Origin of the sequence: Streptomyces atratus (genome assembly GCF_900119365.1) — a bacterium.
GTDB lineage: Bacteria > Actinomycetota > Actinomycetes > Streptomycetales > Streptomycetaceae > Streptomyces > Streptomyces atratus_B.
Genome location: NZ_FPJO01000008.1, coordinates 22944 through 36412, shown reverse-complemented (window position 1 = coordinate 36412; position 13469 = coordinate 22944). Strand labels below are relative to the sequence as shown.

Annotated in this window: 9 protein-coding genes and 5 pseudogenes; 8 read left to right on the top strand and 6 right to left on the bottom strand. The window is 70.5% G+C overall.

The annotated features are described in order from the left end of the window. The first annotated feature begins 156 nt into the window (after positions 1-156). Positions 157-2607 carry a DNA gyrase/topoisomerase IV subunit A gene (locus BT364_RS16070; protein ID WP_072485853.1) on the top strand — a complete coding sequence of 817 codons (2451 nt, stop codon included), beginning with the start codon at positions 157-159 and terminating at the stop codon, positions 2605-2607. Between the two features lie 32 nt (positions 2608-2639). Here BT364_RS16070 and BT364_RS16065 read toward each other — a convergent pair whose 3' ends face one another. After that, positions 2640-3755 carry a CobW family GTP-binding protein gene (locus BT364_RS16065; RefSeq protein WP_072485852.1) on the bottom strand — a complete coding sequence of 372 codons (1116 nt, stop codon included), beginning with the start codon at positions 3753-3755 and terminating at the stop codon, positions 2640-2642. A 22-nt stretch (positions 3756-3777) separates the two neighbouring features. Continuing rightward, positions 3778-4937 (bottom strand): annotated as a pseudogene (locus BT364_RS16060) (citrate synthase/methylcitrate synthase). A 16-nt stretch (positions 4938-4953) separates the two neighbouring features. Here BT364_RS16060 and BT364_RS16055 point away from each other — a divergent pair. From BT364_RS16055 to BT364_RS16040, 3 genes and pseudogenes are all read left to right on the top strand, one after another. Beyond that, a pseudogene (locus tag BT364_RS16055) lies at positions 4954-5548 on the top strand (citrate/2-methylcitrate synthase); the annotation flags it as partial. Between the two features lie 112 nt (positions 5549-5660). Next, a complete protein-coding gene (locus BT364_RS16045) occupies positions 5661-7397 on the top strand; it encodes a sensor histidine kinase (RefSeq protein WP_079179491.1) in 1737 nt (578 codons plus the stop codon). Continuing rightward, positions 7394-8077 carry a response regulator gene (locus BT364_RS16040; protein WP_072485850.1) on the top strand — a complete coding sequence of 228 codons (684 nt, stop codon included), beginning with the start codon at positions 7394-7396 and terminating at the stop codon, positions 8075-8077. Before BT364_RS16045 ends, BT364_RS16040 begins: the two co-directional genes overlap by 4 nt. Before the next feature lie 33 nt (positions 8078-8110). On the opposite strand, the gene BT364_RS16035 is transcribed toward BT364_RS16040, so the two are convergent. The 3 genes and pseudogenes from BT364_RS16035 to BT364_RS16025 all read right to left on the bottom strand — a co-directional run. Continuing rightward, positions 8111-9703, bottom strand: a complete 1593-nt coding sequence (locus BT364_RS16035) for a solute symporter family protein (RefSeq protein ID WP_072485849.1) — start codon at positions 9701-9703, stop codon at positions 8111-8113. Continuing rightward, positions 9700-10143, bottom strand: coding sequence for a DUF485 domain-containing protein (locus BT364_RS16030; RefSeq protein WP_072485848.1), 444 nt, complete (start codon positions 10141-10143; stop codon positions 9700-9702). The genes BT364_RS16035 and BT364_RS16030 overlap by 4 nt, the downstream gene beginning before the upstream one ends. Before the next feature lie 131 nt (positions 10144-10274). Then, a pseudogene (locus BT364_RS16025) lies at positions 10275-10445 on the bottom strand (response regulator transcription factor); the annotation flags it as partial. 81 nt (positions 10446-10526) lie between these two features. Here BT364_RS16025 and BT364_RS16020 point away from each other — a divergent pair. From BT364_RS16020 to BT364_RS16005, 4 genes and pseudogenes are all read left to right on the top strand, one after another. After that, positions 10527-10818: pseudogene (locus BT364_RS16020) on the top strand (DEAD/DEAH box helicase); the annotation flags it as partial. 251 nt (positions 10819-11069) lie between these two features. Continuing rightward, on the top strand, positions 11070-11837 hold the full coding sequence (locus BT364_RS16015; protein WP_371268593.1) for an SDR family oxidoreductase: 768 nt from the start codon (positions 11070-11072) through the stop codon (positions 11835-11837). Between the two features lie 10 nt (positions 11838-11847). Further along, complete coding sequence (locus BT364_RS42995; protein ID WP_256259847.1) at positions 11848-11994, top strand: ATP-binding cassette domain-containing protein; 147 nt, start codon at positions 11848-11850, stop codon at positions 11992-11994. Positions 11995-12226: 232 nt separating this feature from the next. After that, positions 12227-12682 carry a GNAT family N-acetyltransferase gene (locus tag BT364_RS16005; protein WP_256259920.1) on the top strand — a complete coding sequence of 152 codons (456 nt, stop codon included), beginning with the start codon at positions 12227-12229 and terminating at the stop codon, positions 12680-12682. A 60-nt stretch (positions 12683-12742) separates the two neighbouring features. On the opposite strand, the pseudogene BT364_RS39185 reads toward BT364_RS16005, so the two are convergent. Beyond that, positions 12743-13181 (bottom strand): annotated as a pseudogene (locus tag BT364_RS39185) (cytochrome P450); the annotation flags it as partial. Positions 13182-13469: the final 288 nt, after the last annotated feature.

Sequence of the window (13469 nt, the reverse complement as noted above, 5' to 3'; positions counted from 1 at the left end):
ATCCCCCGCGCGGCGGGTCGGAAAAGCGCCCCGTCGGGGGCCGGGAACACCCCTTGGGACGGGTCGAGGTCGGCGATGTCAGCGCGGCGGTCCACAATGGTCCGCGTCAGAACCTGAGGTTGCCCGAACAGAATCCGTGAAGGAGTCGCAGCAGCGATGGCCCGCCGCAGCACGAAGACCCCGCCGCCGGACGACTTCGAGGAGAAGATCCTCGACATCGACGTCGTCGACGAAATGCAGGGCTCCTTCCTCGAGTACGCGTACTCGGTGATCTACTCGCGGGCCCTGCCCGACGCCCGCGACGGCATGAAGCCGGTGCACCGCCGCATCGTGTACCAGATGAACGAGATGGGCCTGCGCCCCGATCGCGGCTTCGTGAAGTGCGCCCGCGTCGTCGGCGAGGTCATGGGTAAGTTGCACCCGCACGGGGACACATCGATCTACGACGCGCTGGTCCGTCTGGCGCAGCCGTTCTCGATGCGGCTCCCCCTGGTCGACGGCCACGGCAACTTCGGCTCGCTCGGAAACGACGACCCGCCGGCCGCCATGCGGTACACCGAGTGCCGGATGGCCGACGCGACGTCACTGATGACGGAGTCGATCGACGAGGACACCGTCACTTTCCAGTCGAATTACGACGGCCAGGAGATGGAGCCGTCCGTTCTCCCCGCCGCGTACCCGAATCTCCTGGTCAACGGCTCGTCCGGGATCGCGGTCGGCATGGCGACCAACATGCCGCCGCACAACCTGGGCGAGGTCATCGCCGCCGCCCGCCATCTGATCAAGCATCCGGGCGCGGACCTGGAGACCCTGATGCGGTTCGTGCCGGGTCCCGATCTGCCCACCGGCGGCCGGATCGTGGGCCTGGGCGGCATCAAGGACGCGTACGCCCGCGGCCGCGGCACGTTCAAGATCCGTGCGACCGTCTCGGTGGAGAACGTGACGGCCCGCCGCAAGGGTCTGGTCGTCACCGAACTGCCCTTCGCCGTAGGCCCGGAGAAGGTGATCGCCAAGATCAAGGACCTGGTCTCGGCGAAGAAGCTCCAGGGCATCGCGGACGTGAAGGACCTGACCGACCGCGAGCACGGCCTGCGCCTGGTCATCGAGGTGAAGAACGGCTTCGTGCCGGAAGCCGTGCTGGAGCAGCTCTACAAGCTGACGCCGATGGAGGAGTCCTTCGGCATCAACAATGTGGCGCTGGTCGACGGGCAGCCGCTCACTCTGGGGCTCAAGGAACTCCTGGAGGTCTATCTCGACCACCGCTTCGACGTGGTGCGCCGGCGCAGCGAGTTCCGCCGGGGCAAGCGGCGCGACCGGCTGCACCTGGTCGAGGGCCTGCTCGTCGCGCTGATCGACATCGACGAGGTCATCCGGATCATCCGGTCCAGTGACAATTCGGCGCAGGCGAAGGAGCGGCTCGTCGAGCACTTCTCGCTGAGCGAGATCCAGACGCAGTACATCCTGGACACCCCGCTGCGCCGGCTGACCCGGTTCGACCGGATCGAGCTGGAGAGCGAGCGGGACCGGCTCAACGGCGAGATCGACGAGCTGACCAGGATCCTCGAATCGGACACCGAGCTGCGCAAGCTGGTCTCCGCCGAACTGGCGGCAGTCGCCAAGAAGTTCGGCACCGACCGGCGTACAGTGCTGCTGGAGTCGGCCGGTTCGCAGGTGGCCTCGGTGCCGCTGGAGGTCGCGGACGACCCGTGCCGGGTGCTGCTGTCCTCGACCGGTCTGCTGGCCCGTACCGCCAACGACGAGCCGATCGTTCTCGCCGAGGACGCCAAGCGCTCCAAGCACGATGTGATCGTGTCGGCCGTGCCGGCCACGGCCCGCGGCGACGTGGGCGTGGTGACGTCGGCGGGGAGGCTGCTGCGGCTCACGGTGATCGATCTGCCCCAGCTGCCGGACACCCACGCCGCGCCCAATCTTTCGGGCGGGGCGATGGTCGCCGAGTTCCTCACGCTGGAGAGCGACGAGTCCGTCGTCTGCCTCACCACGCTCGACGAGGCCTCCCCCGGCCTGGCGATCGGCACCCTTCAGGGCGTCGTCAAGCGCGTGGTGCCGGACTACCCGGCCAACAAGGACGAGCTGGAGGTCATCACCCTCAAGGACGGTGACCGGATCGTCGGCGCCGCCGAGCTGCGGACCGGCGAGGAGGATCTGGTCTTCATCACCTCCGACGCCCAACTGCTGCGCTACCCGGCGGCCCAGGTGCGGCCGCAGGGCCGGCCCGCCGGTGGCATGGCGGGGATCAAGCTCGTGGCGGACGCCGAGGTGATCTCGTTCACCGCGGTGGACCCGGCGGTGGACGCGGTGGTGTTCACGGTCGCGGGCTCGCACGGCACGCTCGACGACTCGGTGCTGACGTGCAAGCTCACCCCGTTCGACCAGTACCCGCGCAAGGGCCGGGCGACCGGTGGGGTGCGCTGCCAGCGGTTCCTCAAGGGCGAGGACGTCCTGGTGTTCGGCTGGGCTGGTGCGACGCCCGCCCGCGCCGCGCAGCAGAACGGCACACCGAGCGAGCTGCCCGAGCCGGACCCGCGGCGCGACGGTTCGGGGACGCCGCTGGCCAAGCCGGTCGCGGTGGTCGCCGGGCCGGTGTAGCGGTTCGGCCGGGCGGCGCGTGGCGAAAGGGCCTACGCGTCGTCGCCGGGCCGTTGTACGTACCGCAGGACGCCCCACATGCTTCGCTCATGTGCGGCGTCCTGTGTCGTGTCCGGGCCCGGCGCGGTGTTCTCGCGGCAGTCGGCCAGCTCCTTGTGCAGGGCCTGAGGGGCGATGCCCGAGCCGATCAGCACCAGCTGGGTCCGGCGCGGTTCGTCGCGCTTCCAGGGCTGCGGATCGAACCGCAGGAACCTGCCGACCGCGTGCAGGACGTACTTGTTGGCCCGGTCGCCCATGCCGAAGTCGACGAACCCCTTGATCCGGTAGAGGCCCTGCGGCCGGGAGTCGAGGAACTCCATCAGACGGCGGGGGTTCATGGGCACGTCCGCGGTGAAGGACACGCTGTCGTACGCGGCGTGGAGGTGGTGGGCGTGCCCGGCGTCGCCCTCTTCCTCGTCCCGCTCCGCCAGGAGCAGGTCCTCGAAGGTGAGCTGACGGGCCTTCTCCTCGCTGTCCGGCCGCAGTGCCGGGTCGAAGAGCAGCTCGGGGTCGACGCGTCCGTACGTGGCACCGATGACGGCCGGCGCGCCGCCGCCGAGCGCCCCCGCCGCGGCGACGGCGTCCAGGATGCGGGCCCGTTCCTCGCTCCCGACCCGGTCGGTCTTGTTCAGCACGACGAGGTCGGCGACGGCGAGATGGCGGTCGATCTCCGGATGGCGCTCCCGGGTGGCGTCGAACTCGGCGGCGTCGACGACCTCGACCAGTCCCCCGTACACGATGTGCGGGTTGTCGCTGGCCAGGAGCATGCGGACGAGTTCCTGCGGTTCGGCCAGTCCGCTGGCCTCGATGACGATCACGTCGAGACGGGCGGCGGGCCCGGTGAGCGTCTCCAGGAAGGTGTCGAGTTCGCTCGCGTCGACCGCGCAGCACAGGCAGCCGTTGCCCAGCGAGACCGTGGAGCCGACCTGTCCCGAGACCGTCATGGCGTCGATCTCGATGGCGCCGAAGTCGTTGACGATCACACCGATCCGGTTTCCGGCGCGATTGCGCAGGAGGTGGTTGAGCAGTGTCGTCTTGCCCGATCCCAGGAACCCCGCAAGAACGATGACCGGGATCTGCTGCTTGCGGGGCGGGGACGACGGGTTCAACGGAGACCTCTCTCGGGGGACCTCAGGGCATGGGGACCGGCTGCGGCGGGGGCGTACCGACGTAACGGGCCGCCGGGCGGATGATCTTCGAGTCCTCCGCCTGCTCCAGGATATTGGCGCTCCAGCCGACCGCCCTCGCCGCGCAGAACGTCGGCGTGAACATCTCGCGCGGCAGCCCGCACAGCTCCATGACGACTCCGGCGTAGAACTCCACGTTGGTGTGCAGTTCCCGGCCCGGCTTGAGCTCGGCGAGGATCGCCTCGACCTGGCGCTCGACTTCGACGGCGAAGTCGACGAGTGGGCCGCCGAAGCCCTGGGCGATGTCCCGCAGCATTCGTGAGCGGGGGTCCTCGGTGCGGTAGACGGGGTGCCCGAAGCCCATGATCCGCTCGCCCGCGAGCACTCGTTCGCGGATCCAGCCGTCGATGCGCTCGGGGGTGCCGATGGCGTCCAGGGTGTCGAGTGCCCGGCTGGGCGCTCCGCCGTGCAGCGGTCCGGAGAGCGCGCCGACGGCCGCCACCAGGCAGGCCGCCACGTCGGCGCCGGTGGAGGCGACGACGCGGCCGGTGAACGTCGAGGCGTTGAAACCGTGATCGACGGTGGAGATCAGGTACTGCTCCACGGCCCTGACGCGCGCGGCGTCCGGTACGGAGCCGGTGAGCATGTAGAGGTAGTTGGCCGCGTGGGGCAGATCGTCGCGCGGTTCGACCGGTTCGAGGCCCCGGCCGAGCCTGTGCAGGGCGGTGAGCACCGTGGGGACGGCGGCGCAGGCGGCCAGTGCGTCGGCGCGGCGCCGGTCGGCGTCGATGTCGTACACCGGCCGGAAACCGGCCGAGGCGCCGAGGAGCGAGAGGGCGGTACGCAGACCGGCCAGGGGTCCGGAGACGGACCCCGCCCGCGCTATGGCGGGCAGTGCCTCGCGCACCTCGGCGGGCAGCCGGCGCAGAGCGGCGGTACGGGCGGCGAATTCGGCGCGGGCCGCGGCATCGGGCAGCGCGCCTCGGGCATCAGGTACCAGACGTCCTCGAAGCTGCGGGTCTGCGCCAGCTCGATCGCCGAGTACTGCCGGTAGTGGTAGAAGCCCTCCCGCCCTCGGACGTCGCCGAGGGCGGTATCGGTGACGACGACGCCCGCGAGGCCTCGGGGTACGTCGAGTGGGGTTCCGCTGGTCATGGTCGGCATCTCTTCCTCCGTGGGCGCCCCGGTCGAGGCGCTGGCCGCGGCGCGCCGGGCGGTCGACGCGCTGCCCGCGCACAGCGGCTCGACGGACCGGCTGCGCGTGGCGGTGGTCGCCGCGGCGACGGGCGACCCGCTCCGCTTCGACCTCTCGCGCGAGGCGGTGCTCGCCGCCGCGCGGAGCCTCGTTCCGACCCTGGTCGGTGCGCTGCCCGTGGCGGCGGGCGCACCGTCGGCGGCCGACGGGACCGAGGAGGCGCCCGACACGAGCGGCGCCCGGCTGGCCCGGCAGCTGTGGCCGAAGCTCACCGCCCGCCCGGCCGACGAGCCGTCGGTCGCCGCGCTGGACGCCGCCCTCGCCCTGCTGATCGACCACGACCTCGCTGCGTCGACACTGGCCGCCCGGGTCGCCGCATCCGCCCCTGGCGCTCGCTGTGCTCTCGGTCTCCTGCGGCATGTCCGCGGAGGCCGGTGAGACGGTATTCGCGGTGTCCCGCACAGCGGGCTGGATCGCCCATGCCCTGGAGGAGTACGGGGAGCGGCCGTTGCGGATGCGCCCCAGCGGCCAGTACGACGGCCCTCGTCCGCCTCAGCCGTTGCCCACCGCCACGGGGTGAACCGCCGCGACGGACAGCCGGTGCTTGAGCAGGCCCGACCGGGCGCGCTCAAGCACCCGGCCGAGCGAGGGGAATTTCGGAAAGCACCGGAATGCCCCTTACCGTTCATACGATGAGCGCCCCACCGCCCACCGCCAGGAGAGCACGCCGACTCGGCTGGCCCCAGCGGGTCTTCTCCCAGGTCCTGCTGATGCAGCTGGCCATCGCGACCGGCGTCACCGTGCTCGCCACCGGCCTCTTCCTGGCACCCCTCAGCGCCCAGCTCGACGACCAGGCGATGCGCCGCGCCCTGGCCATCGCGCAGAGCACGGCGGCCCAGCCGCAGCTCGCCGAGGAACTGCTCGCCACGGACCCGTCCCCCACCGGACCCGTGCAGTCCGCGGCCGAGCGGATCAGGCGTGCCACCGGCGCCGAGTACGTCGTCGTCATGGACCGGCGCGGGGTGCGCTGGTCGCACACCGACGCCGCCGAGATCGGCAAGGTCGTCTCCACCGACCCGAGCGACGCGCTCGCGGGCCGGAACGTCATGGAGATCGACAGCGGGACGCTCGGCCGCTCGGCCCGCGGGAAGGTGCCGCTGCGCGACGAGGCGCAGCACATCGTGGGCGCCGTCTCCGTCGGAATCGCGTACGACAGTGTCCGCGCCCGGCTCCTCGCCGCGATCCCCGGGCTGTTCGCCTACGCGGGCGGGGCGCTCGCCGTCGGGGCGCTGGCCGCTTATCTGATCTCCCGGCGCCTCCAGCGGCAGACCCACGATCTCGCGTTCTCCGACATCTCCGCGCTGCTGACGGAGCGCGAGGCGATGCTCCACGGCATCAGGGAGGGGGTCGTCGCGCTCGACCGGACGGGCAGGATACGGCTGCTGAACGACGAGGCGCAGCGGCTGCTCGGTCTCGGTCCGGACGCCGCGGGCCGCCCGCTGGACACCGTGCTCGGCGCGGGACGGACCGCCGATGTGCTGGCCGGCCGGGTGCTCGGCGACGATCTGCTGACGGTGCAGGGCACCCGCGTCCTGCTCGCCAACCGGATGCCGACCGACGACGGCGGCGCCGTCGCCACCCTCCGCGACCGCACCGAACTCGAACACCTCGGCCGCGAGCTCGACTCCACGCGCGGCCTGATCGACGCGCTGCGGGCCCAGGACCACGAGCACGCCAACCGGATGCACACCCTCCTGGGGCTGCTGGAACTGGACATGCACGAGGACGCCATGGAGTACGTCACCGAGATCGTGGGCGTTCAGCGGGCGACCGCCGAGCAGGTCACCGAGAAGGTGCACGACCCGCTGCTGGCCGCGCTCCTGGTCGGCAAGGCGATAGTGGCGGCGGAGCGCGCTGTCGCGCTGCGCATGGCCCCGGGGACGCTGCTCCCGGACCGGCTGGTGGACCCGCGCGGCCTGGTCACGGTCGTCGGCAACCTCGTGGACAACGCGCTGGACGCGACCGCCGGGGCGGACGGCGCCCTGGTCGAAGTGGGCCTGCGCGCCGAGGGCCGTACGGTGGTGCTGCGGGTCCGCGACAACGGCCCCGGAGTTTCGCCCGCGCAACGCGAGTCGATCTTCACGGAGGGCTGGTCGACGAAGGAGATCCCGGCGCACGGCAAGCGCGGTCTGGGCCTCGCGCTGGTGCGGCGGCTGGCGGAACGGCAGGGTGGCAGCGTCACCGTCGACGGGGCCGCGGACGGCGGCGCCGAGTTCACCGTCGTACTGCCGGAGGCCCTTGCCGACCCGGAACTGACGGAGCCGGAACTGACGGAGCCGGAAGCCACGGGCCCCGAAGTGACCGGATCCGAAACGACTGGACCGGAAATGACCGAATCGAACAGCGGCACCGTGGGAGAAGCTCAGTGATCGAGGTCCTGGTCGTGGACGACGACATCCGGGTCGCGAAGGTCAACGCGGCCTATGTCTCCAGGGTGCCGGGATTCCGGGTGACCGCCCAGGCGCACTCCGCCGCCGAGGCACTCGCCACGATCGAGAGCCGGCGCGTGGACCTGGTACTGCTCGACCACTACATGCCCGACCGCAACGGCCTGACCATGGTGCGGGAGCTGCGCAGGCTCGGCCACCACACCGACGTGATCATGGTGACGGCGGCGCGCGATGTCGCCACCGTGCAGGAGGCCATGCGCCACGGCGCCCTGCAGTACCTGGTGAAGCCGTTCGCGTACGCGGGACTGCGCACCAAGCTCGAGGCGTACGCGGCACTGCGCCATACCCTGGAACGCGGCGGCGAGGCCGAACAGGGCGAGGTGGACCGGCTCTTCGGCGCTCTGTGGGCGGCGGGCGAGCCAGATCTGCCCAAGGGGCACTCACCGACCACGGCGGAACTGGTCAGGCAGGCGCTCCGGAGCGCGGACGGGCCGCTCTCCGCGCAGGAGATCGCGGAGAGCGCCGGCATGAGCAGGCAGACCGCCCAGCGCTATCTGAAGCTGCTGGAAAGGACCGGCAGAGTGCGGCTGACGCTGCGGTACGGCGATACGGGCCGCCCGGAACACCGCTACACCTGGTCCACCGGCGGGCAGGCCTGAACTGCCCCGTCCGTACGGTGCGGTGGCGCCGGACTACACCGCACCCGCCCCGGTCAGCGCGCGGACCTCGGTCTCCGCATGCTTGGCCTCGTCCGGCGGATCGGTGGAGGTGACCGCTCCGGCCCAGCCGGCCAGGAAGCCCAGGGGGATGGAGACCAGTCCGGGGTTCTCCAGCGGGAAGAGCTGGAAGTCGACGCCCGGGAAGAACGAGTCGGGGCTGCCGGAGACGACCGGCGAGAGCAGCACCAGCAGCACGGCGGGAATCAGCCCGCCGTAGACGGACCAGACCGCTCCCCGGGTGGTGAAGTTCCGCCAGAACAGGGAGTACAGGAGCACCGGGAGGTTGGCCGAGGCGGCAACGGCGAAGGCGAGTCCCACCAGGAATGCCACGTTCAGGTCCTGGGCGACCAGACCGAGCCCGATGGCGGCCACCCCGATCACCGCCGCGGCCACCCTGGCCACGGCGACCTCGCTGTACTGCTTGGCGCCGGGGCGCCTGAGCGAGGCGTAGAGGTCGTGGGCCACGGAGGCGGACGAGGCGAGCGTGATGCCCGCGACGACGGCGAGGATGGTGGCAAAGGCGACTGCGGCGACCACGGCGAACAGGATCGTGCCGCCGGTGGACCCCTCGCCGCCGCCGAGCACCAGGGCCAGCAGCGGAACCGCTGTGTTCCCCGCGGCGTTCGACGCCCGTACCTCGGCCGAGCCGACCAGAGCCGCTGCCCCGAATCCGAGCGCGATCGTCATCAGGTAGAAGCTGCCGATGAGCCCGATCGACCAGACGACCGAACGGCGGGCCGCGCGGGCGGTGGGCACGGTGTAGAACCGCGACAGGATGTGCGGCAGCCCGGCCGTACCGAGCACCAGGGCCAGCCCCAGGCTGATGAAGTCGATGCGCGCGGTCCACGTACCGCCGTACCGGAGACCCGGCGCGAGGAACCGGCTTCCGTGGCCGCTCCGTTCGGCTGCCGAGTCGAGCAGGGCGTTGAAGTCGCCGTGGAAGCGGACCAGGACGAGAACGGTGAGCACGACCGCTCCCGCCATCAGAAGAACGGCCTTGACGATCTGGATCCAGGTGGTGGCACGCATCCCGCCGAGCGACACATAGATCACCATGAGCGCCCCGACACCGATGACGGTCCAGGAGCGGGCTGCGCCGCTGGTACCGCCGAGAAGCAGAGCGACCAGGCTGCCCGCACCCACCATCTGTGCCACCAGATAGAGCACGGAGACGGTGACGGACGAAGTGCCCGCCGCGATCCGGACCGGACGCTCGGCCATCCGCGCCGCCACCACATCGGCGAGCGTGAACCGACCGCAGTTGCGCACCAGTTCGGCGACGAGCAGCAGAACGACGAGCCAGGCGACGAGGAAGCCGACCGAATAGAGCATGCCGTCGTAGCCGAAGAGTGCGATCAGACCGGAGATGCCGAGGAACGATGCGGCGGACATGTAGTCGCCCGCGATGGCGAAACCGTTCTCCATGGGGGAGAACAGACGGCCGCCCGCGTAGAACTCCTCCGCCGAACCATGGCGGTTGCGGCCCACCCAGGTGGTGATGGCGAGCGTGACTGCGATGAAGGCGCTGAACAGCAGGAGCGCCAGCGTCTCATGGTTCCCGTTCAACGCCCTGCCCCCCGCGTCATCTCCTGTGTCTCCCACCGCAGATCGAGTGCGGCTCGGTCCCTGCGCAGCCGTGCGTGGCGCGCGTACGCCCCGGTGAGAAGGAAGGTCGTGAGGAACTGCCCGAGCCCCGCGACCATCGCGACATTGACCGCCCCCGCCACCGGACGGGCCATCAGTCCGGGCGCGGTGACCGCGGCGACGACGTAGACGAGGTACCAGGCGAGGAACGCGAAGGTGGCGGGGACGACGAACCGCCGGTACCGGCGGCGCACTTCCTGGAATGCCTCGCTGCGCTGCACCTCCAGATAGATGTCGGCCGCACTGTGGCCGCGCCGCGGGTCCGCGGGCCCGGGTGGTCCGGTGGGAGCGAAGCTCCCCGTACCGTCCAGCTCGCCCCATCCGGAGGCCAGCGCGTCGTACCACGGGTCGTCGAGTCGCATCACTGCGGCCTCACGCCCTGCTTCCTTCTCCACGGAACAACTCCCCTTGTCCACGGACCACTTCGGCCGTGTACCCAAGAATGGGCAGATCGGGAAGATCCCGGGCAGTTCATTCGCCGGTCTTCACCTCTTCAGGTGACGGCCTGTCCGGGCGGCTGTGCGAGGCCCCGAACGTACGCATAGCGAACGGCCTGTGCCCGGTCACGCACTCCGGCCTTGGCGAAGAGGTTGTTGATGTGGCTTTTCACGGTGGCCTGCGAGATGTGCAGTCTGCGGGTGATCTCCGGATTGGACAGCCCCTCGGGGCTACAGACCTGGGAGGGCATTCAAGTTCCAGGTGGCACTGGAGCCCTGACCTGCGTAGACGCGCCGATCGGGAATACCTGGGGCTCCGTGCTGAAGCCGATGCCATCCTCGCTGAGCTCGTCGGTGCCCCGGGGGGGGGGTCGGCGCGGCTGCGGGAGGATCAGTGGCAGGCGGTGGCAGCCCTGGTGGAGGAGCGCCGGCGGGCGCTGGTGGTGCAGCGCACCGGCTGGGGTAAGTCGGCGGTGTACTTCATCGTCACCGCTCTGCTGCGCCGTCGTGGCTCGGGTCCCACGGTGATCATCTCGCCGCTGCTGGCATTTGATGCGTAACCAGGTCGAGTCGGCGGCGCGGGCCGGTATCCAGGCGCGCGGCACGCCGCAGCGACTCCGCCCAACGTCTCAGGGCGTTGTCCGGCGCCTTCACCGTTTCTGAGGAGCTGGCTGGTGCCCTGGCCAGCTCTCCAGGCCCTGTCCTGCTCGTGGACGATTACACCGACTCCGGCTGGACCCTCGCAGTCGCTGCCCGCCAGCTCCGCCAGGCAGGCAGTGAACAGGTTCTTCCGCTCGTCCTCGCCGCGGCAGGCTGAGATGTTTCATGTTCGTGCTCATTGATGCAGCTGCATGTCCCAGAGAAGTCTCAGGAGGGGTATTCGCCTCGACATACCGGCTGCTATTTTCGGCCGCCCTGGAAGTGACTGCCACGGGACAGTGACGGCAGGACCGCGCGCACGGCGGCGAAGTTGCGATCCTTGGTCGCCCCGAAAGGCGACCGCTCCCAGGCCCATGTCGTGGCGAGAAGAGCGCCGTTGCGATCCTCGGCTGCCGGTATGCGACCGCCACTCAGTGGTCGCCGTCAGGCCGTCAGCCAGGGGGGCGGGTTGCGATCCGCGGCCGCCCCAGGGCGCTCGATGGGGCCGGCTCATTCTGAAGCAGATCCGCGACGTGCAGCTCCCTGTCTTCGGCAGTGCGGCCGCTGGGGCCGGCTGGAGCGGCAGCGCGAGTTCGAGAACCTCGTCACCGGCTTCCTCGGGGCGCTGTCGTGAGTGGGGGCTGGCTCGACGGGTACACCGCGCTCATCACTGGAGGCGGCTCCGGCATCGGCCGCGCGGTCGCCGAGCGGTTCCTGGCGGAGGGGCCTCCCTCACGATTCTCGACCGTGACAAGGGACAGCTCGACGACGTCGTCCGCGCAGCCGCCGACCCGGCCCGCGTGCACACGGTCACGGCCGACGTGCGCGACTCCGCGGCGCAGCACGCGGCCGTCGCCGAGAGGGTCGCACGCTTCGGCCGGCTGGATACCCTCGTCGCCAGCGCCGGAGTGTGGGACTACCAGCGTCAGCTCACCCGGCTCGGGGCCGCCGAACTCGACGCTGTCTCATGCCGCCGGTGAACGGCTGGTCGTGGTCGGCGCCTCCGGCGCGGGCAAGTCCACCCTCGGCAAGCTGCTGGCGGGAGTACATCACCCCACGCGGGGGACCGTGCGCATCGGCGGTGCCGATGCCGCCACACCGGTGGTGGGCAGCTGCGGCGCGAGGTCGTGCTCGTGACCCAGGAACAGCACGTGTTCACCGGCACGGTAAAATCACCAGAATCGCCGTCCCACGCCGCCTGCTTCAGTGGCTGCCGCTGGAGACGGCGTGTCAGCCCACGCCCGGCGACACCGTTGCCCCCCACTGCTCGTGAACGCGCGGGTGCATCAGCCCTGCCATAGGTGTCAGGATGGCAGGGCGCCGGCCGGGGCCCTGCCGCTGTGCGCTCTTCGGAAGGTCAGGTGTCCCGTTGTCCGACGTAGTGGAGTTGCGCCCTGTCACCGCACAGAATCTCGACGCGTGCCTCGCGCTGCGGGTTCACCCGGACCAGGAGGGTTTCGTGGCGCCGAACGTCAGGTCTCTGGCGGAGGCATACGTCCATCCCGAGGCGCAGACCAGGGTCATCCATCATGGTTCCGAGCTCGTTGGCTTCGTGCTCTTCCACCCTGTGGAAGTGGGTCGCCCGGACCAAGGGCACTGCATCGTGCGGTTCATGGTCGACCACCGCTTCCAGGGCCAGGGCATCGGCCGTCGCGCCCTGCGCGCGGCGCTCGACTGGGTCTCGCGTGAACACCATACGGACGTAGTCCAGTTGAGCTTCCGGCCGGAGAACGTCCGGGCTCGCTCCTTCTACCGTGCGGCTGGCTTCGAGGATACCGGTGAGGTCAGCGAGGGTGAGATCGTCATGCGGTGGACGGTGCCCTGAGGGCCGGTTCTGTTCGGTACGACGCCTTGGAGGGGCCCCGGCCGGTACCAGCTCGCCAACCACGGGCAATCGCCGCACGCCCCGCAACAGCGCACCGGGCAGCCACTCCAGCTCGTCTCGCCGGGCGTCGAGCGCGAGGCCCGGGCACCGCTCCAGCAGGCTGCGCAGGGCGATCCGGCCCTCCATGCGGGCGAGTGGGGCACCGAGGCAGTAGTGGATGCCGTCCCCGAACGCGGGCAACCAGTACTGAGTCTCCGGCCAGAATGACGGTGTCGCCGATCTCCACCGGCTCCACGGCGAACCTGAACGTGGATGCCTCGATGGGCCCCTCATAGCGCAGCATCTCCTCCACGGCCGCGTCCAGCAGCGTGAAGTCAGTGCGCAAAGCGCGTAGTTCGCCGGGATGGCGAAGCAGCGTGTGCACGCCGTCGGCGATGAGGTTGACCGTGGTTCCGTGCCCGGCGGACAGCAGCAGGTACGCCATGGAGCGGAGCTCGTCCGGAGTTCCTGGTCGAGGGAGCTGGCTCCGATGCGGGCCGGGTTCTTGGAGAGGCGCGGGTCGACGAGTGCGGCGCGGGCCTCCTCGTACCCGACGACGAGCCACAGCTCCTGGCCGTCGGGAATCCGGACTCAGTGGACCGGTGCCTCCTGCCGCAGCCGGGCGTAGACGGGGAAGGGGTACACCAGCCACGCGGGTCCGCCCGCGTCTCCCGCGGCTTCGATCGCCTTGCTCACGGCATACGACAAACGCAGATCATTACTCTCCGCATAAGTAAGCTTCACGAGC